The sequence below is a fragment of the Sinomonas sp. genome (assembly GCF_036848755.1).
In the GTDB taxonomy this organism is placed as follows: Bacteria; Actinomycetota; Actinomycetes; order Actinomycetales; family Micrococcaceae; genus Sinomonas.
In genome coordinates this window covers 1-18,657 of record NZ_DAIUJO010000075.1, presented here as the reverse complement: position 1 = coordinate 18,657, position 18,657 = coordinate 1, and the positions used below count along the sequence as shown (strand labels likewise).

The following is an 18,657-nucleotide window of genomic DNA, read 5'->3' as shown; positions in this document are numbered from 1 at the left end:
CATTGGTACTCCAGATCTGGGTTGGGTCGACGCCGGCGAGGCGGCCGGGGAAGGGGCGTCCGTCGTCGTACGACGACGCCGGCGCCCCACGTGCGCGGTCGTCGTCAGCTCGAGGGGCCGACGGCGACCCGCAGTCAGTCTGCTGCGGGGGTGTCGGGGCGGTGATCTCCGAGGAGGCTCCTTCTGGCAATCCCCATCAATCACAACCCCAACACCGCCACAGCCGCACTACTGGACTACTGGGGCGCAGGCGGCCGACAGCCCGTCACTTCCCTGTGCCAGGCTTGGCAGCCAGACCGTGCATGGTCGTCTGGCTCGGGAGCGCGATCGCTGCGGTGACGACGTCCTTCTCCCGCTCACTCTGCTGCACCTCGTCGAGCTCCTTCAGCGTGTACTTGCCGGTCTCCTTGGCCGTGAGCGCCGAGGCCCCCGCGAAGACCATGAACCCGAGCGCGACCATGGACGGGCCCACCCATCCCTTGAGGTCGGAGCCAGCGAGTGCTGTCGCGAGGACGGGGCCGATTACCCCGGAGATTGCGAAGCCGATCTGGGTGCCGAGGGCGAGCCCGGAGACGCGCAGCCGGCCAGGGAACATCTCTGCGAAGAACGACGGCCAGGACGCGTTCACCATCGAGTAGAAGAGGGAGTAGTTGATGATGCCGAACAGGAAGATCAGCGCCCAGTTGCCGGTGGTGATCGACCAGAGGTACGGCGCCATCGTGATGCCTACGCCGACCGTCGCGCTGAGGAACATCGCTTTGCGGCCGATCTTGTCTACGAGGAATCCTGCCAAAGGGGTGACTGCGAGGGCGATCACGGCCGAGACCGTCGTCGTAAGGAGCATGGTCGGTTTGTCCAGCTTGTATCCGACGGTTCCGAATGCCACCGAGAAGGTCTGCATCATGTAGCTCGTGCCGGCGATGAGCGCGCAGAACACGATCCGCAGCACCGCGCGCCAGTGGAAGCGGAGGACGTGGCTGAGCGGGGCGACGTTCACCTTGGCGAGTTTGGTCTCGACGAACTCAGGCGGCTCCTGGACGTGCCGGCGGATCAGGTAGGCGACGACCACGACGATGGCGGAGAACCAGAACGGAAGGCGCCAGCCCCAGGTCAGCAGCTGCTGCGAGGGCATTGCGGCGATCGGGATGAAGAGAAGCAGCGTGAGAAGTGTGCCGGTGGAGGCGCCCAACGTCGTGAAGCTCGTGATGAACCCACGGCGGCGCTCGGAAGCGTGCTCGAGGCTCATGGTGATCGCGCTGGGCTGCTCGCCGGAAAGGCACAGTCCTTGGATGACGCGGATCAGCACGAGCAGGATCGGAGCAAGAGAACCGATCTGGGCATACGTGGGCAAGCAGCCGATCAGGAAGGTACAGCCGCCGATGCCGAACAGCGTGATCATCATGACGAACTTGCGGCCGAAGCGATCGCCCATCGGTCCCAAGATGAGGGAGCCGAGGGGACGTACCGCGTAGCCGACCGCGAAGGTGATCAGCGAGAGCAGCACGCTGATGCCTTCGGGCAGCTTGGGCGAGAAGAAGAGGACGTTCAGGACCAACGCGGACGAGGTGCCGTACACCGCGAAGTCGTAGTACTCGAGCGTCGTGCCGATCCAGGCCGCGACTGCCGCCCTGACAGGCGTCTTCTTGGGAAGTGCGACTTCAGTCATTTCGCCTCCAATGGCGATCGGTCCGTGTAATCCCATGATGTGATCTTTCTTGGGCGGGCAGCCGCAACTCGGCGCATTTGAGAAATAGCCGAGTCTGAGCGTCGGGTGCTTTTTCAGGAATAGGCCGAAAATCGTAATGATCAAGGCTTCAACATTGCGGACTGGCCTTGCAGATCAAACTAACGGTTGAGGTGTGGGTCACACAAAGACCTTTTCGCTGTACCGGCATAGCGATCGGTTATGACCAGCCTGGAGAGGTGGGCGGAAGTGGACACGCGGAAGCCGGAGTGCAGTGTCGGGATCGTAGCCACGGGGAGCACACGAGGGCCCCTGCTGGACTGCACGTCGCCCAGCCGGCCCTCCACCTGACCGAGATCTTCGGCGGAACGCTCATCGGCGCGATCAAGAACGGCAAGCTCGATACGGCCTTGATCTACGAGCCGCGGGAGAACCCGGGCTCGGTTCACCAGCATTATCCTCGAGGACCTCTACCTCGGGGCGACCTCTGGCAGTCGATTCTCGCAGCGGCGACCGCTTCCCGGAGGAAGTCTTCGCGATGAGGCGCATTCTCGAGCCGGCACTCAGTCCAAGTTCGGGCTGTGCACCGCTGACCACGTGCAGATGTCCGAGGCGGCCTCCGCCGTGCTGATCCTGCCGCGGAAGGCAATTAAGAAGCGGTTGGGGTCCCGCTACGGCACGGACGCCGCCTGAACCCGGGCCCAAGGGAAATCCATAGGAGGGCCGTATCTCGTCACTTCATTTTCATCTTATTCATCGCCAATTGTGCTGCCCACCATTGGGCTGCGGACCGATTTGTCATCACCGGACTCGCTAACGCAGCGTATGGAGGCCTGGAATGAAGTGGCTCAGCATCACCGACCGGGCCTCGGGCAATCCCGAAGGAGCGAGGTCGTCCGCGCGGGGGCTCATTGCCCTGCGAACGGCTCGTGGGAGCCCCTTGAATCATCGGCTGCACCGATTTTCGTCTTCTAGTGAAGCATCATGCCGACGCACGATGGCGGAACCGGCATGTGGACTCTGGTCGATGCGGGAACGGATCGCGAGCAGGGGGAGTCCCAGAACTGGACCCAGAACGGAGATGCAAGGGAGAGACACCCTCGGCCGCTCGCTTGCCTTCAAGACATCGGGGGATCGTGAGGCTGCGCGGGACGCGCCAGTGGGCCGAACATCATGCTGCCTGGGCGCCGCTCGGTTCGGGCTCACGGAACGGAGTGCTGCAGGATCGCGGCGTCACGGGTCGGCCCGGCATGCTCCTCCGGCGGCCCTTCGCTACGAGTTGGGAGGCGGGGGCGGGGTGGAGCCGTAGGCGGCGGTGAAGCCATCTGTGTCGCTGTCGGGGACGGACGGGATGGACCTGACCGCGCCGTTCTGGACCAGGTAACCGCCGTCGCCGGCCACGAAGCCGGGATTGCTGCTGCCGTTCACGGTGCCGGGGTCGAAGGCAGCGGAGCCGTAGTTGGCCAGCGGCAGCACGCCGGAGGTCGAGGAGGGCGCCTCGAGGATCCATTCCGCGGAAAGGCCCGGACCCGTGTAGGCGATGCCGGTGCTGAAGCCCCAGCCGTGGCTGGAGGAACCGTCGCTCAAGGTGATGCTTCCCGTGCGGGTCACGGAGGCGGTCATCACGTCCCCGGGCGTGACGGACCCGCAATGGGTCCCGCCCCAGCTGCAGCCGCTGGTGATGACCTGTTCCTGGTATCCCTGGGCCTGGCTGGTCCACCAGGCGCTGTAGTGCCCGGACCCGTAGTAGAAGTCCTGCTCGGTCCCGGTCTGGATGAGGCTGCTCGGGCTGTTGAAGAATCCGTCGAGGCCCACCCACGCCGAGGAGTAGCCGGAATTGCCCCTCTTCGGCTTCGTCACAGCCGGGACGGTCCACGATCCTGAGACGCTGTTGAACGGCGATGCCGAGGTCGTCTGGACGGCGTATCCGGACCAGTTCGACGACGACCAGCCGTAGGATGTCCCCCCGCCCCCGCCGTGGGTGGCAGAGAGCGGGCCAGCCGGTGGGTGGTGGGCCGGGGCGAGGATGAGCGGAGCAGACGGCGTGGCATCCGCTGGACCGAGGATCGGTCCCACCAGTGCCGTTCCCGCCGTCAATGCCGCCGCGGCCAAGGCCGTGCCCCAACGCCTGAGGAAGGATAGCGGCTCATTCATTGCCCTCGCCCCTTTTGGCCCGTGCTGTCAGGTGGCGACAGACTACGCCGGGGCCAGCGCGAGAGGGAATGACCGAAGCGGCGGTAAGGCACTCCCAAGTGCAAGTCCGCCCGGAACGGTCTTCAAGCCCAAGGCCGCCGTCGCCCGGCGCTGGGCGCTGGGGATAGCCGAGCGTGGCACCGGAGGGCCTGCTCGTAGGGGTTCGACCGCGGACGGTGGCCGAGGCGAGCGTGGGTACCCTTGACCCATGGCTTCTTCCGTACCGACTCCCGAGACGAGGTGGGAGCCCCTTACCGCGCAGGCCGCCGCAGACCTGCTCGCGTCGTCGCCCGTCCGCTGGTGGCTCTCGGGCGGCGTCGCCCTCGACCACTGGCTCGGCGAGCCCATTCGCGAGCGCTCCAACACGGATGTCAGCGTGGTGTTCGGCGACCTGCCGCAGCTTGTGGCCAGCCTTCCCGCCGGGTACGCCGCGTGGGCGCTGCGCGATGAAGACGACCTCGTGCCGCTCGCGGAGGTCCAGGAGGGCGACGAGGTCCAGCCCGTGCTCATCCGGGACGTCGAGAAGGACGCGTGGGTGCTGAAGGTCAATCTGGAGGACGGCGCGCCGCGCGCTTGGGTGTACAAGCGGGACCCGCGCCTGCAGCTGCCTTGGGACCGCGCGGTGCTCGACGTCGGCGGCATCCCGACCGGCGCGCCCGAGGTGCAGCTGGTCTGGAAGGCGCTGCGGCCTCGGCCGGAGGACGACGCCGACAAGGACGCCGTGCTGCCGAAGCTCTCGGACGAGGCGCGCGCCTGGTACGAGCGGTGCATCCTCTCGATCCACCCGCACTCCTCGTGGTCGATCCACGTGCGCAGCCCCTTCGCGCCTGCGAAGGCCAGCTGGAACCGCAAGCGCAGCTGACCCGCTCCTGCTCCTCTGCTCGCGCTTATTCGCGAACGGCGGCCAGGACCAGCGAGCGGAACCACCGCTGCACGGGCGTCAGGCTCGCCTCGCGCCGCGTGTACAGCGACACCGGGGTGCTCTGCCCCGGCCACGGGAGGTCTGCGATCTGCAGGCGGGGGAACCAGCCGTTGAACACCTCGGCGACGTGCCGCGGCAGCAGGACGACGAGGTCTGTGGCCTCCAGGACCGCAGGCACCGTCGCGTACTCCTCCACGGTCAGCACGATCTGCTGCATCAGACCATGCTCGGTGAGCGCCTGCAGCGGAAAGATGTGCCCGCCGCGTGCCGAGACCCGCAGGAAGTGGCGGCCCGCGAACATGTCGGGCCCAGTGGGCGGCAGGGGGTGCTCTCCCGAGACGAGCGCCACGTACTCGACGGCGCGCACATGCGAGCGCCACAGCCGCGGGCTGCCGATCATCGACACGGTCATCGCCACGTCGATCGTTCCCCGCGTGAGCCCGTCCTCGACCAGATCCGAGTCGAGCCGCTCCACCTGCAGGTGCGGCCGGGAAGCCTCGCGCGTCAACGCCGTCATGATCGGCGGAAGGAACGTCTGCTCGCCGATCGAGGTGAGTCCGAGCGTCAATTGGCCGCTGAAGCCGGCGGGCTCGAAGGCATCCGTCTCGTTCACGGTCGCATCGATCTGTGCGAGCGCCTCGTGCAGCGGGCCGAACAGCTGGGTGGCCTTCGCGGTGGGCACCATGTCATGGCCCTCGCGCCGGAACAGCTCGTCGTCGAACCGCGACCGGAGCCGCCTGAGCGTGTAGCTGACGGTCGGCTGCGTGACATGCAGCCGTTCGGCGACGGCGGTGACGCTGCGCAGTTCGTAGAGCACCACGAAGGTGCGCAGCTGGTTGAGGTCGGTCAGGGCCATCTATTGATTGTATCTATGCAGGCGTCGCCGAATATCTATTCGACGGCATGCGGAAGCCCTGCCTAGCATTGAAGGCACAAGCCTCCAAGTGACAAGGACGACACTCGTTGATCATCGACATCCACGGCCACTACACGACGGCCCCGGCCCAGCTCGGTGCCTGGCGCGACCTCCAGATCGCCTTCTCCGAAGGGCGGGGAGAGGCCCCGGATCCGGCGACCCTGAAGATCTCCGACGACGACATCCGCGAAACCATCGAGGCGAACCAGCTCAGGCTCATGAACGAGCGCGGCAGCGACATCACGGTCTTCAGCCCGCGCGCCTCCTTCATGGCCCACCACATCGGCGACCTCAAGGTCAGCAAGACCTGGGCCCGTATCTGCAACGACCTGTGCGCTCGGGTGAGCGAGCTCTTCCCCGACCGGTTCCTCATGGGCGCCATGCTGCCGCAGTCACCGGGCGAGGACCCGGCCAGCACTGTCGCCGAGCTGACCCGGGCCGTCGAAGAGCTCGGCGCCGTCACGGTCAACCTCAACCCCGATCCCTCCGGCGGCAAGTGGACGGCGCCGGCGCTGACCGACCGGTCCTGGTACCCGATCTACGAGAAGCTCGTCGAGTACGAGATCCCTGCGATGGTGCACGTGAGCACCTCCTGCAAGCCGGTCTTCCACACCACCGGAGACCACTACCTGAACGCCGACACGACCGCCTTCATGCAGCTGCTCAAGGGCGACCTGTTCCGCGACTTCCCCGAGCTCAAGCTCGTGATCCCGCACGGCGGCGGCGCGGTGCCGTACCACTGGGGCCGGTTCCGCGGTCTCGCCATGGCGCTCGGCAAGCCGGAGCTCGAAGAGCACCTGCTGAACAACGTCTTCTTCGACACCTGCGTCTACCACCAGCCCGGCATCGACCTGCTGACGAAGGTCGTCCCGACGGCCAACATCCTCTTCGCGAGCGAGATGATCGGCGCCGTCCGCGACGTCGACCCCCGCACCGGCCACTACTTCGACGACACGAAGCGGTACGTCGATGCCACCGAGAGCCTGACCGACGCGCAGCGCGCGCAGGTCTTCGAAGCCAATGCCCGCCGCGTGTACCCGCGCCTTGACCGCGCCCTGACCGCCCGCGGGCTCTAAAGAGGAGGAACCCCATGCGACTGAACAACCTCGGACTGATCCACACGAACATAGAGCGTCCCGACCCCGAGGACGTGGCACGCCTCTCGAAGTTCGGCGTCGCGACGATCCATGAGGCGATGGGCCGCGTTGGCCTTCTTCGCCCCTACATCCGCCCGGTCTACACGGGCGCCAAGCTCTGTGGGCCGGCCGTCACTGTGCTGTTGCAGCCTGGCGACAACTGGATGTTCCACGCCGCCGCCGAACAGGTGCAGGAGGGGGACGTGATCGTCGCCGGCTGCACCACGGAGAGCGAGGACGGCTTCTTCGGCGAGCTGCTCGCCACGTCGCTGAGCGCGCGCGGCTGCAAGGGCCTGGTGATCGACGGCGGCGTCCGCGACGTGGCGGACCTCGAGAAGATGGACTTCCCGGTGTTCTCCCGCGCCATCAACGCCAAGGGCACGGTCAAGGCTACGCTCGGCTCCGTGAACGTCCCGGTTGTCGTGGCGAACGCGCTCGTCAACCCGGGTGACGTCGTCGTCGCGGACGTGGACGGCGTCGTCGTCGTGCCGCGCGAACTGGTCGGCGCGGTCGCCGAGGCCAGCCAGAAGCGCGAGGACAACGAGGAGTCGAAGCGCCAGAAGTTCCGCGAGGGCGTGCTGGGACTCGACCTCTACGGCATGCGCGAGCCGCTCGCTGCCGCTGGCCTCGAGTACGTGGAGAACTGACGATGGCGCACGGAAAGACGACGGGCGGCTTCGAGAAGACCGCCGGGTGGCTCGACTGGTACGAGGGCCCCTCCAAGCCAACCTTCCGCCTGCCTGACGGCGCGGTCGACGCCCACTGCCACGTGTTCGGCCCAGGCGCCGAGTTCCCCTACGCCCCCGAGCGGAAGTACACGCCCTGCGACGCCTCCGCGGAGGAGCTCTTCGCCCTGCGCGACCACCTCGGCTTCGACCGCAACGTGATCGTCCAGGCGACCTGCCACGGTGCCGACAACCGCGCGCTGGTCGACGCGCTCCGCCGCAGCGGCGGGCGGGCGCGCGGCGTCGCGACCGTCCGCCGCGACGTGACCGAGGAGCAGCTCGCCGAGCTGCACGAAGCCGGTGTCCGCGGCGTGCGCTTCAACTTCGTCAAGCGCCTCGTCGACCGGGTCCCCACCGACTCGCTCGAGGAGATCGTCGAGAAGATCGCGCCGCTCGGCTGGCACGTCGTGATCTACTTCGAGGCGCCGGACCTGCCCGACCTCTACGACTTCTTCTCCAGCATCAAGACCGATGTCGTGGTCGACCACATGGGCCGCCCCGACGTGACGAAGGACCCGGATGGACCGGAGTTCGAGCTGTTCCTGCGCTTCATGCGTGAGAACCCGAATGTCTGGACCAAGGTCTCCTGCCCCGAACGGCTGAGCGCCACCGGGCCGCGCGCCCTGGGCGGCGAGCAGCACGCCTACACCGACGTGGTGCCATTCGCCCGTCGCGTGGTCGAGGAGTTCCCCGACCGCGTCCTGTGGGGTACCGACTGGCCCCACCCCAACCTCAAGGACCACATGCCCGACGACGGGCTCCTGGTCGACTACATCCCCCAGATCGCGACGACGGCGGAGCTCCAGCAGCGGCTGCTCGTGGACAACCCCCGTCGCCTCTACTGGCCCGAAGGAGCATGACATGGCACTCGACAAGCCGTACAAGCAGGTTCCCGGCACGATCATCTTCGACGCAGAGATGGCCCGCAAGGGATACCACCTGAACCAGTTCTCCATGTCGCTGATGAAGCCCGAGAACCGCGAGCGCTACCTGGCCGACCGCGAGGCGTACCTCGACGAGTGGCCCCTCTCGCCGAAGCAGCGCCAGGCCGTGCTCGACATGGACCTCAACGCCATGATGGCCGAGGGCGGCAACATCTACTTCCTGAGCAAGATCGGCGCGACCCATGGCCTGAGCTTCCAGCAGATGGCCGGCTCCATGACGGGCATGTCCGAGGCCGCCTACCGCGACATGATGATCTCAGGCGGGCGCCGCCCCGAGGGCAACCGCGCCAAGGACCTCGACGGCTGGGTCCCGCCCGGGCCCCGCGAGAAGTCCGAGACCATGCGCGAGAACGCCCCGGCGAAGTACACGTCGGCGCTGTTCACCTCGCACGTCCCGGCCATCGGTGCCGCAATGGACCTCGGCAAGACCGAGGAGCCGTACTGGAAGAAGGTCTTCGACGGCTACGAGTGGACCCGGAAGTGGGCCAAGGAGAACACGCCCGACGTCGTCATCCTCGTCTACAACGACCACGCGACGGCGTTCGACTCCTCCATCATCCCGACCTTCGTGCTCGGCACGGGCGTCGAGTACCCCGTCGCCGACGAGGGCTACGGCCCCCGCCCGGTTCCGGACGTGAAGGGCTACCCGGAATTCGCCGCGCACATCGCGCAGTCGGTCATCCAGGACGACTTCGACCTCACCCTCGTCAACGAGATGGTCGTGGACCACGGGCTCACCGTGCCGCTCTCGCTCGTCTTCGGCGACGTCAAGGAGTGGCCGTGCAAGGTCATCCCGCTGGCCGTCAACGTGGTGCAGTACCCGGTGCCTTCCGGCCGCCGCTGCTATGAGCTCGGCAAGGCCCTGCGCCGCGCCCTCGACAAGTGGGACGGCCCGGAAATCAACGTGCAGATCTGGGGCACTGGCGGCATGAGCCACCAGCTGCAGGGTCCGCGCGCCGGCCTCATCAACGAGGAGTGGGACAACGCGTTCCTCGACCACCTCATCGCCGACCCGCTGGGCCTGACCGAGTGGGATCACATGGAGTACGTGGACGAGGCGGGCTCCGAGGGCATCGAGCTCGTGGACTGGCTGATCGCCCGCGGCGCCATGGACGACCAGTTCGGCGGGGAGGCGCCCTCCGTCGACCACCGGTTCTACCATGTGCCGGCGTCGAACACGGCCGTCGGGCACCTCGTCATCTCGAACCCGGTCGGGGCCCTTGGAGAGGCTGCCCAGCAGGGCGCAGCCGACGTCCGCGAGGCGGCCGCCGCGCCCGCCCCGAGCGCTTGATCCTTCACCTACCTGAGGAGAGAAACGAATGACTGACCAGATCCGCGTCGCGGTCGTCGGCGCCAACGGCGCCTTCGGCATGAAGCATCTTGATGGCCTCAAGGAGATCGAGGACGCCGAGGTCACCGTCGTCAGCGCCACCTCGCAGGAGAAGGCGGACGGCGTCGCCGCGAAGTACGGCGTCGCCAATGCGGTCGTCGGGCTCGACGCTGTGCTCGAGCGCGACGACGTTGACGCCGTCATCCTCGCCACCCCCACGGGTCTGCACGCCTCGCAGACGCAGGAGGTGCTCAAGGCGGGCAAGCATGTGCAGGTCGAGATCCCGCTCGCGGACTCTCTGGCCGACGCCGAGGCGACCCTCGCCGCCGCCGAGGCTTCGGACCGCGTCGCGATGGTCGGCCACACGCGGCGCTTCAACCCCTCGCACCAGCTCGTCCACAACCGCATCGTCGCGGGCGAGTTCAACGTGCAGCAGATGGACGTGCAGACGTACTTCTTCCGCCGCACGAACACGAACGCCAAGGGCGAACCCCGTTCCTGGACCGACCACCTGCTGTGGCACCACGCAGCCCACACGGTCGACCTGTTCGCCTACCAAGCGGGCAAGATCGTGCAGGCGAACGCGATCCAGGGTCCGATCCATCCCGAGCTCGGCATCGCCATGGACATGTCGATCCAGCTCAAGAGCGAGACCGGGGCGATCTGCACGCTGTCCCTGTCGTTCAACAACGACGGCCCGTTCGGCACCTTCTTCCGCTACATCGGCGACACCGCCACCTACATCGCGCGCTACGACGACCTGTACACCGGCAAGGACGAGCAGATCGACGTGTCCAGGGTGGCGGTCAGCATGAATGGCATCGAGCTGCAGGACCGCGAGTTCGTCAGCGCGATCCGCGAGGGCCGCGAGCCGAACTCCTCGGTCCGTCAGGTCATCGATTGCTACCGTGTGCTCGGTGAGCTCGAGGAGCAGCTGGCGTGATCCTGCCGAAGATCGGCCTCGGCTGCATGTCGCTGAGCCACGCCTACGGGGTTCCTCCGTCGGTCGAGGACGGTGTGGCGTTCCTGCGCTCGGCGCTCGACGCGGGCGTGCGCATGCTCGATACCGCCACGCTCTACGGCGGCGGACGCAACGAAGAGCTGGTCGGGCGGGCGATCGCGGGGCGCCGCGACGAAGTGCTGCTGGCCAGCAAGTGCGGCATGGCGATGGTCGACGGCGTCAAGGTGATCGACGGGAGACCCGAGACGCTGCGCGCGCAGGTCGACGCATCGCTCGGGCGCCTCGGCGTCGAGCGCATCGACCTGTACTACCTGCACCGGTGGGACAAGCAGGTGCCCATCGGGGAGAGCGTTGGCGCGCTCTCTGAGATGGTGGCCGCCGGCAAGATCGGCGCCATCGGACTCTCCGAGGTGTCCGTGCAACGCCTGCGCGAGGCACAGGCTGTCGCTCCCATCGCTGCGGTGCAGAACGAGTATTCGCTGTGGAGTCGCAACCCCGAGCTCGGCATGCTCGACGCGACCCGCGAGAGCGGGGTCGCACTGGTGGCGTTCTCGCCGCTCGCGAGGGGTTTCCTGAGTGATGGCTTCGACGACCCAGCGGGGTTCACGCCGAAGGACATCAGGCGGGGAATGCCGCGTTTTCAGCCGGAGCACTGGGCCGCCAACGCGGCGCTGCTGCCTCAGTGGCGGGCGCTGGCGGCGGAGGCCGGCTGCACCCCGGGGCAGCTAGCACTCGCGTGGGTGCTCTCCCGGGGTGAGCACGTGGTGCCGATCCCGGGGACGACCCGACTGGATCATCTCGGCGAGAACCAGGGCGCCGCGGATCTCAAGGTCGACGCCGGGCTGCTCGCCCGCGCGAGTGAGCTCATCGGAACCTCTACCGTGTCGGGTCCCCGCTACGCGCCGGCCGCGTCCCGCGAGGTCGACGCGGAGTCCTTCGAGGACGCCGCATGAGGGGGATCTCCTCGATGGCGACCCGCCACGTCCTCACCGACCTGGCGGCGGCCGCGAGCGAGGCGGGCCTGCCCGAGGTGGAGCTCGAGTCGGTCGGCGGCGTCGATGCGGCCAAGCGGGTGGCAGAGGGCGAGCAGCTCGACCTGGTCTTCCTCGCCCTGGGCGCGCTGCGGAGGCTCGCCGACGACGGGCACGTCGTGGCGGATTCGGTGACGCCGCTCATGTCGTCGCAGGTCGCGGTCGCGGTCCCGGCCGGGTCCGACGTCCCTGCCACCCACGACGGCGCCTACGCGTTCCCGGACGCCGCGGGCCTGCGAGCCGCTCTGCAGCAGGCCGGTCGTATCGGCTACTCGACCGGCCCTAGCGGCGTCGCGCTCGTGAAGATGATCGATGGCTGGGGACTTGGCGAAGAGCTTGGGCCGCGGATGGTCCAGGCGCGTCCGGGCATCCCGGTCGCCCGTTCGCTCGCTGAGGGCGAGGTCGACCTCGGGTTCCAGCAGCTCAGCGAGCTCGCGGGGCAGCCCGGCGTTCGCATCCTCGGTGTGCTGCCGCCTGACTGTGCGATCGACACCGTCTTCGCGGGCGCGGTCGCGACGACGTCGGACAACCGCGCCGAGGCGCTCGAGGTGCTGCGGTTCTTCGCCTCGGAGGGCGCGGCACAGATCGTGGCGGCGCACAGCTTCGCGCGAGCCGGCTCTTAGCAACTCCTAGCGCAGGCGAGCAGCGGTCCTTGGCCGGCAGCGTGTGCGGGTTGCCTCGCGCGACCATCTCCGTCTCCTGCGCCCGCGTGCGCTGCTCATCGATGTCGCCATCGACCAGCGACGAACGTTCTTGGTGCAGTGAGGTGCACCTCATTCCGGGGTTACGCCGGGGGCAGGACCTGGACCTTGCCGTCCTTCCATTCGAAGCCCGTGTCGAAGCCCTCTGCTCGCGAGATCTTCTCGACGTAGGCCGCCACCCGGCGGCCGGTCTCATCGTCGCCGTGGGGGTGCGGGATGCCGTGCTGGTCGATCCAGCAGGGTATGAACCCGGCGGTGGCGAGGCGGCGCTCCACGACAGTCGCCTCGACGCCCGCCAGCGCCAGCTCTCCGGCAAGCATCATCCCGGCTGGCCCGCTGCCAACGACAATCACATCGATCATTTGCCAGCGCCTTCCTCGCCCACTCCAGAGAGCACGCTGGATCAGGGTATTGGTCGCCACCGGGCTTGCGGCAAGCCTCCGCCGGCGCAATATTCTAAAAGTGAGAGCCCTTTCGCGAAGGGCATCACCGGACGTCCTGCACCAAGCGGATCCGTCACGGGAGACCAGCCTCGGTGAGCTTCGGGGTGGCAGGGCCGATTCCTGTGCGATAGGCGCCCTGTGGGGGCGAGCGGCGCCGGGCCTCAGCGGATCTTTCGACGGTAGACGGTGATCGCGAACGCGTAGCCGACGGCGAGGATCCCGACGAGCCATGCGAGGGCGATCCAGATGTCACCGCCGACGGGTTCCTGTGCGAGCAGAGATCGGATGGTGTTCACGATGGAGGTCACAGGCTGGTTCTCGGCGAACCATGCGACCGGGCCGGGCATCGAGTCGGTGGGCACGAACGCCGAGCTGATGAACGGCAGGAAGATCAGGGGGTAGCTGAACGCGCTCGCGCCGTCGACGGTCTTCGCCGAGAGACCGGCGATCACGGCGATCCAGGTCAGCGCGAGGGTGAAGAGGACCAAGATGCCACCGACGGCGAGCCAGGCGGCGACGGATGCTCCTGTGCGGAACCCCGCGATCAGAGCGACGCCGATAACGATCGCGACGGAGACTAGGTTTGCGGCCAAGGACGTGAGCACGTGCGCCCCGAGCACGCTAGACCTGGCGATCGGCATGGACTGGAAGCGTTCGAAGATGCCGCCCTGCATGTCCAGGAACAGCCGGTATGCGGTGTATGCGATGCCGGAGGCGATCGTGATGAGCAAGATGCCGGGGAGCATGTAGTTGACGTACGACTCGCGAGATCCGGTGTTGATCGCGCCGCCGAACACGTACACGAACAGCAGCATCAGCGCGATCGGGGTGACCGCGGTGGTGATGATCGTGTCGGGACTGCGGAGGATGTGGTGCAGCGAGCGGCCGGTCAGGACGCGGGTGTCGCCGAGGACGTGGGTGGTCATTGGGATTCCTTTCCTGCGGGGACCGTGCGGTCGCCGCCCTGGTCGTGGGCGGTGCCGGTCCCGCCCGTGCTACCGACGAGGGCGAGGAAGATGTCCTCGAGGGAGGGCTGCTTCTCGATGTACTCCACTTTGGCGGGCGGGAGGAGCTGCTTGAGTTCGGCGAGGGTACCGTTCTGGATGATCGTGCCCTGGTGCAGGATCGCGATCCGGTCGGCGAGCTGCTCGGCCTCGTCGAGATGCTGCGTCGTGAGCAGCACGGTCGTGCCCCGACCAGCGAGTTGCCTGATGGTCTGCCACACGTCGATGCGCGATTGGGGGTCGAGTCCCGCGGTGGGTTCGTCGAGGAAGATGATCGGTGGGTTACCGATCAGGCTCATCGCGATGTCAAGCCGCCGTCGCATGCCGCCCGAGTACGTCGAAACCCTGCGGTTCCCCGCATCGGTGAGCGAGAAGCGGGCGAGCAGGTCGTCGGCGACCTCACCAGGGTGCTTCAGATGGCGCAGCCTGGCGATGAGCACGAGGTTCTCCCGGCCGGTGAGCACTTCATCGACCGCGGCGAACTGGCCAGTCAGGCTGATCGACTCGCGTACGTCGTCGGGGTGTGCGGCGAGATCGAAACCGTACACCGTGGCCGTGCCCGCATCGGCCTTCAGCAGCGTCGACAGGATCCGTATCAGCGTGGTCTTGCCTGCACCGTTGGAGCCGAGCAGCGCGAAGATGCTCCCTGCCCTCACCTCGAAGTCGACGCCTCGCAGCACGTGCAGGTCTCCGAACGACTTCTCGATGCCCTCGACGCGGATGGCCGGGTCGGTGGTCATCTCCGTCCGTCCGCCTTCGCATCCTCGATCGCCTTCACCAGCCGAGCGCGTTCCTTGTCGATCCACCTCGTACCGCCGTAGGCCGAGGTGAACGTCTCGGCGAATTCGACGGGGTCGTCTCCGACGATCGCGCTCACAGGCGTTCCGTCGACGGCGGCGCGCTCCCAGAGGTCGGCGAAGTCACCGAGCATCTTGATGAGGGTGTCGCCGTCGGTGACGCCGCCGTAGTACATGAAGTACCGTTCGAACGCCTTCGCGGCCGTGCAGTAGGGCTCGGGGAGGGCCTCGAGGCGGGCTTTGCACTGCTTGTACTGTTTCTTCTGCTCGAGCGACCCGGTGAGGGCTTCGATCCATTTTGCGGGCATGGCTACTCTCCTCTTTCCTGTGCCTGTTCGATCTGGCTGTGGAGCTGTTCGATTCGCCCTGCGAGGAAGGTCCAGGTCCTCCAGAAATCTTCGAGGTAATCGCCACCCCGTGTGTTGAGCGAGTAGACCTTGCGCGGCGGCCCCTTTTCGGACGGGACCTTTGCCACGTCTACGAGGCCGCGCTGCTCGATCCTTACCAGCAGCGCGTACACGGTGCCTTCGACGATCTCGGAGAAGCCCTGCTCGCGCAATCGTGCCGTGATCTCGTAGCCGTACGCCGGCTGCGCGGCCAGGATCGCGAGGACGACGCCCTCGAGTGTGCCCTTGAGCATTTCGCTCATCTGCTTGCCCACCGGAGCCTCCCTCTGCTACTCAGTGTTGCTGACTACCACTAGATAGTAACACTGAGTAGCGGCGGGACAAGAGGGGGACGCAGCTCAGGCGTCCGACAGCAACCTCGGGTCAGCCGCGGGGGAGCAGCCCGCGCACACAACGAGTCCGCACTGGCGTCCCTAGGGTTTGGGTGGCCCAAGAATGCGGCGTCCCGGAATCGGCCGTCGGACAGGCAGGGCCGTCACCGAGCGTTCACCGACTGCCGATCCCGAGCGCTCACATCCAGAGGCCCGGGGAGCCCCTGTGAGGGTCCCCGGGCCGGTCTCGGGTCGACGCGGGTCAGAGCTGGCGTGTGGCCTTCCGCACCAGCTCGGCGATCACCCTCTCGTCGGACGGTGAGATTTCCGTGATCGCGAAGCTGGTGGGCCACATGGTGCCCTCGTCCAGCTGTGCGGCGCCGAAGAACGCGAGATTGCCGTAGCGCGCCTTGAACTTCGCTCGCTCCTGGTAGAAGAGGACAACCTTGCCCTGCGGATCCGCGTAGCCGGGGCTGCCGTAGAAGAGTTTGGGGCTCAGCGACGGCGCGACCTCCGTGACGATCGCGTGGATGCGCTCCGCGTTCGTCCTGTCCGGCTCGTCAAGCTCGGCGATCTTGTCCAGAACCGCCTTCAAGGCCTCCGCGGCGCTCTGCTGTTCCTTCAGCTCCTTGGCGCGCTGCTTCATCGCGGCCCGCTCCTCAGGGGTGAACTTGGACTCAGAACTCTTCGGCTCGGTCATGCGCCCATTCTCGCAAGGTGACCCGCAGCGCTCCTATTGCGGCGCTCCCCAGAAGCGGAGTGTCTCAGCTGGGCGTCGCGCAATGGGGTCCCCGACTGGGCGCCAATCTCCAGGCCGAGGTCCCCTTGCAGGTGCTCGTGGGATAGGCCAGGACGCCGTGTTCGAAGCCGGTGCCCCGCAATTCGCCTCGGATCGCCCGATCTATTCGTGCGGGCCGGATGCGGGCGAGGAGACGATCGCTCCACGCTGGTCGTTCCAGTACGAGCCGCACGTGGTCTGGCAGGACGCACGCTTCACCGGCTTCGCCTTCGATCAGGTGGCGATTTCTGCCTCCTCCGACGCGGGCGCCACATGGTCCGCGCCGGCCCGCGTCAACACCCCCACAGGCCAGCCCGCATTCACTCCGAGTGTGAGAGTCAACTCGGGCGGAACAGCCGCCGTCACCTGCTACGACTTCAGGAATCTGACAGCCGGAAACACGAGCGTCCGGGCCAACGACGGCGATCTGGCGAACCGCACGGACGCCGTCGCCACAACCATCACCCCTTAGAAAGGAATCTCACTGAGGAATGACGAGCAAGACCCCAAGGCCGCCGCCGACGCCTGGCTCAAGGACAAGGGCCTCGCCGCCGGCTGAGCCCGGGATACCCAGCCCATCCATCACCCATCGGGTGGACAGGCCGCACCGCTGCGGGGACCCGCAAGGCCGCTTCGGAGAGAGGATAGGACGATGAACGCCTTCACCCGCACCATCGCAGCAGGCGCCGCCGCGGGCGCAGCCGGCACCACGGCCTTGAACGCCATCACCTACTTGGACATGGCCATCCGGGCCAGGCCCGCCAGCAGCACCCCGGAGGAGTCCGCCCGACGCCTCGCCCACGCCATCGGTACCGACATCCCCGGCGACGACGAGCAGAAGCAGAACAGGGCCGCCGGGCTCGGCCCCCTTCTGGGCCTGGGAGCAGGCATCGGCATCGGAGCCCTGGCCGCAGCCGCCCGCGCGCTTGGGTGGAGGCCTGGGCGGGCAGCCGGCATCGCAGCCACCACCACGGCCGTCCTCCTGGCCGCGAACGCGCCGATGACGCTGCTGAAGGTCACCGACCCCCGGACCTGGTCCGCCGCTGACTGGGCCAGCGACATCCTGCCCCACCTGGGCTACGGGATCGTCGCCGACGCCGTCCTGCGCGCACTGGAAGCATAGCGAAGCCCGGATCCGCCTTCGACAGCGGGGATCTCCTCGGCGCCCGGCGGGGCGCTGCAGGATTCCGCCATGTGCCCTTTTCCTTCCTGCCAACCCCGGGACCTCCCCGGACCCCAGCACGCTAGGACTTTGCCCTTGGGTGCCGGCCCACCCGGGGCCCTCGGGTCAGCCGGCGCCTAGCTCAGCGGCAAGGTGGGTCAGGGAGTGTACAGTCAGCTCGGGCTGCGCGAGATAGGACGGGTACGTGCCCCCGTTGCGGTTGACCCACGCGGTGCGAAGGCCCGCCCGGGCTGCGCCGTGGATGTCCCACGGGTGCACCGCGACGAGCATCATCTCGTCCTCCCGACTCCCACACTGCTGGGCGGCGTACCGGTAGGAGGAGGGGTGCGGCTTCCAGGCAGGCGCGTCCTCTACGGAGAGCAGTGCCTCGAACTCGTCCCTGATCCCGCCGGTGTCGAAGAGCTTCTGGGCGACCTGGGCCGAGCCGTTGGTGAGGGTCACGAGGCGGTGACCGGCCGCCCGGAGCGCGCGGACGCCGTCCGGGACATCGGCGTGCAGGGGAAGGTCGGCGACGGAGGAGGCGAGGCGGCGGGCCGCGCCAGCTGGGTCGGGCACCCCGGCGCCCTCCAGGAGGCCAGTGAGGACCTCTGCGCCAATCTCGCCGAAGGGGGCGGCGTCCCCGGCGGCGGCCAGGGCGAACCCTTCCCTAAGGAGGGTCGCGAACCACAGTCTGGCCAGATGGGCCGGGGCTCCGGCCTCGGCGAACCGCTGGCCCATGGGGGACATGTCGGAGAGGGTCTCGTTGACGTCGAAGACGATGACATCGGGTGCTTCGGCCATGGCTGGTCCTTCCTGGTTCGGGCGGGCTTGAGTGTGCTGGTCAGGTGGCGAGGGGCAGGGCGGCGCACCAGACCGGCGCGGGCACGTAACCGGTGTCCGCGGCGGCGGCCCGGGCGACCTCGGTCAGGGCCGCGAGCCTGGGATCGAAGCCGACCTCCCCGGCGCGCAGGGCGAGGATCTGGTCGTCGTGGAGCCCGGCCTTCCGGGCCGAGGCAGTGTGGGCTCCTTGGCAGTTGTCACAGCCGTTCTGGTTGCCCACGGCCAGGGCGATCGCCTCCCGGGTGCGGGCGTCGAAGGTGCCGTGCTCGGCGATGGCCTTCTGCATGCCCTGATACGCGGCGATCACCACCGGTGAATGGGCCATGCCGGCATGGATGCTCATGAATCGGCCCACCCGCTTCTCCAGGCGCT

The 18,657-nt window shown here is 67.7% G+C and carries 22 protein-coding genes; 10 read left to right on the top strand and 12 right to left on the bottom strand.

The genetic code is table 11. From position 1 onward, the window contains the following. From V7053_RS12755 to V7053_RS12745, 3 genes are all read right to left on the bottom strand, one after another. Positions 1–190: hypothetical protein (locus tag V7053_RS12755; RefSeq protein WP_334172647.1), on the bottom strand; the 190-nt coding region annotated here is incomplete at its 3' end. A 75-nt stretch (positions 191–265) separates the two neighbouring features. Further along, positions 266–1,666, bottom strand: a complete 1,401-nt coding sequence (locus tag V7053_RS12750; RefSeq protein WP_334172646.1) for an MFS transporter — start codon at positions 1,664–1,666, stop codon at positions 266–268. 1,290 nt (positions 1,667–2,956) lie between these two features. Then, the gene (locus V7053_RS12745; protein WP_334172645.1) at positions 2,957–3,838 is read right to left on the bottom strand and encodes a G1 family glutamic endopeptidase; all 882 of its coding nucleotides are present in this window, start codon (positions 3,836–3,838) and stop codon (positions 2,957–2,959) included. Positions 3,839–4,085: 247 nt separating this feature from the next. On the opposite strand from V7053_RS12745, the gene V7053_RS12740 reads away from it, so the two are divergent. Next, a complete protein-coding gene (locus tag V7053_RS12740) occupies positions 4,086–4,739 on the top strand; it encodes a hypothetical protein (RefSeq protein ID WP_334172644.1) in 654 nt (217 codons plus the stop codon). A 25-nt stretch (positions 4,740–4,764) separates the two neighbouring features. Here V7053_RS12740 and V7053_RS12735 read toward each other — a convergent pair whose 3' ends face one another. Next, positions 4,765–5,655, bottom strand: coding sequence for a LysR family transcriptional regulator (locus V7053_RS12735; protein WP_334172643.1), 891 nt, complete (start codon positions 5,653–5,655; stop codon positions 4,765–4,767). Between the two features lie 107 nt (positions 5,656–5,762). Between V7053_RS12735 and V7053_RS12730 the strand changes: the two genes are divergently transcribed. From V7053_RS12730 to V7053_RS12700, 7 genes are read left to right on the top strand one after another with little or no spacing between them, the layout of a single operon-like run. Then, on the top strand, positions 5,763–6,791 hold the full coding sequence (locus tag V7053_RS12730; protein ID WP_334172642.1) for an amidohydrolase family protein: 1,029 nt from the start codon (positions 5,763–5,765) through the stop codon (positions 6,789–6,791). Positions 6,792–6,805: 14 nt separating this feature from the next. Further along, entirely contained in the window at positions 6,806–7,498 is a 693-nt protein-coding gene (ligK, locus tag V7053_RS12725) for a 4-carboxy-4-hydroxy-2-oxoadipate aldolase/oxaloacetate decarboxylase (protein ID WP_334172641.1), read from the top strand. 2 nt (positions 7,499–7,500) lie between these two features. Then, entirely contained in the window at positions 7,501–8,436 is a 936-nt protein-coding gene (locus tag V7053_RS12720) for an amidohydrolase family protein (protein ID WP_334172640.1), read from the top strand. 1 nt (position 8,437) lies between these two features. Next, positions 8,438–9,811: a protocatechuate 4,5-dioxygenase subunit alpha/beta gene (locus V7053_RS12715; RefSeq protein WP_334172639.1), complete on the top strand. Its 1,374-nt coding sequence runs from the start codon at positions 8,438–8,440 to the stop codon at positions 9,809–9,811. Positions 9,812–9,839: 28 nt separating this feature from the next. Then, complete coding sequence (locus V7053_RS12710; protein WP_334172638.1) at positions 9,840–10,793, top strand: Gfo/Idh/MocA family oxidoreductase; 954 nt, start codon at positions 9,840–9,842, stop codon at positions 10,791–10,793. Continuing rightward, entirely contained in the window at positions 10,790–11,764 is a 975-nt protein-coding gene (locus V7053_RS12705) for an aldo/keto reductase (protein WP_334172637.1), read from the top strand. The genes V7053_RS12710 and V7053_RS12705 overlap by 4 nt, the downstream gene beginning before the upstream one ends. Continuing rightward, positions 11,761–12,465 (top strand): substrate-binding domain-containing protein, encoded by a 705-nt coding sequence (locus V7053_RS12700; RefSeq protein ID WP_334172636.1) that lies wholly within the window; start codon positions 11,761–11,763, stop codon positions 12,463–12,465. The genes V7053_RS12705 and V7053_RS12700 overlap by 4 nt, the downstream gene beginning before the upstream one ends. Before the next feature lie 161 nt (positions 12,466–12,626). Here the strand turns inward: V7053_RS12700 and V7053_RS12695 are convergent, their stop codons facing one another. The 6 genes from V7053_RS12695 to V7053_RS12670 all read right to left on the bottom strand — a co-directional run bounded on the left by V7053_RS12695 (position 12,627) and on the right by V7053_RS12670 (position 16,205). After that, complete coding sequence (locus tag V7053_RS12695; protein WP_334172635.1) at positions 12,627–12,905, bottom strand: FAD-dependent oxidoreductase; 279 nt, start codon at positions 12,903–12,905, stop codon at positions 12,627–12,629. A 242-nt stretch (positions 12,906–13,147) separates the two neighbouring features. After that, on the bottom strand, positions 13,148–13,912 hold the full coding sequence (locus tag V7053_RS12690) for an ABC transporter permease (RefSeq protein WP_334172634.1): 765 nt from the start codon (positions 13,910–13,912) through the stop codon (positions 13,148–13,150). Further along, positions 13,909–14,730: an ABC transporter ATP-binding protein gene (locus V7053_RS12685; protein ID WP_334172633.1), complete on the bottom strand. Its 822-nt coding sequence runs from the start codon at positions 14,728–14,730 to the stop codon at positions 13,909–13,911. Before V7053_RS12685 ends, V7053_RS12690 begins: the two co-directional genes overlap by 4 nt. Continuing rightward, entirely contained in the window at positions 14,727–15,095 is a 369-nt protein-coding gene (locus V7053_RS12680) for a DUF1048 domain-containing protein (RefSeq protein ID WP_334172632.1), read from the bottom strand. The genes V7053_RS12685 and V7053_RS12680 overlap by 4 nt, the downstream gene beginning before the upstream one ends. Before the next feature lie 2 nt (positions 15,096–15,097). Beyond that, the gene (locus V7053_RS12675; RefSeq protein ID WP_334172631.1) at positions 15,098–15,448 is read right to left on the bottom strand and encodes a PadR family transcriptional regulator; all 351 of its coding nucleotides are present in this window, start codon (positions 15,446–15,448) and stop codon (positions 15,098–15,100) included. A 319-nt stretch (positions 15,449–15,767) separates the two neighbouring features. Further along, the gene (locus tag V7053_RS12670; protein ID WP_334172630.1) at positions 15,768–16,205 is read right to left on the bottom strand and encodes a DUF1801 domain-containing protein; all 438 of its coding nucleotides are present in this window, start codon (positions 16,203–16,205) and stop codon (positions 15,768–15,770) included. Positions 16,206–16,362: 157 nt separating this feature from the next. Here V7053_RS12670 and V7053_RS12665 point away from each other — a divergent pair, with 157 nt between their 5' ends. Both V7053_RS12665 and V7053_RS12660 read left to right on the top strand, forming a co-directional pair. After that, on the top strand, positions 16,363–16,755 hold the full coding sequence (locus V7053_RS12665) for a hypothetical protein (RefSeq protein ID WP_334172629.1): 393 nt from the start codon (positions 16,363–16,365) through the stop codon (positions 16,753–16,755). A gap of 180 nt (positions 16,756–16,935) precedes the next feature. Next, positions 16,936–17,406, top strand: coding sequence for a hypothetical protein (locus tag V7053_RS12660; protein WP_334172628.1), 471 nt, complete (start codon positions 16,936–16,938; stop codon positions 17,404–17,406). Positions 17,407–17,571: 165 nt separating this feature from the next. Here V7053_RS12660 and V7053_RS12655 read toward each other — a convergent pair whose 3' ends face one another. Next, positions 17,572–18,246, bottom strand: coding sequence for a haloacid dehalogenase type II (locus V7053_RS12655; protein WP_334172627.1), 675 nt, complete (start codon positions 18,244–18,246; stop codon positions 17,572–17,574). 40 nt (positions 18,247–18,286) lie between these two features. Beyond that, the coding region (locus V7053_RS12650; protein WP_334172626.1) for a carboxymuconolactone decarboxylase family protein at positions 18,287–18,657 on the bottom strand (371 nt) is incomplete at its 5' end.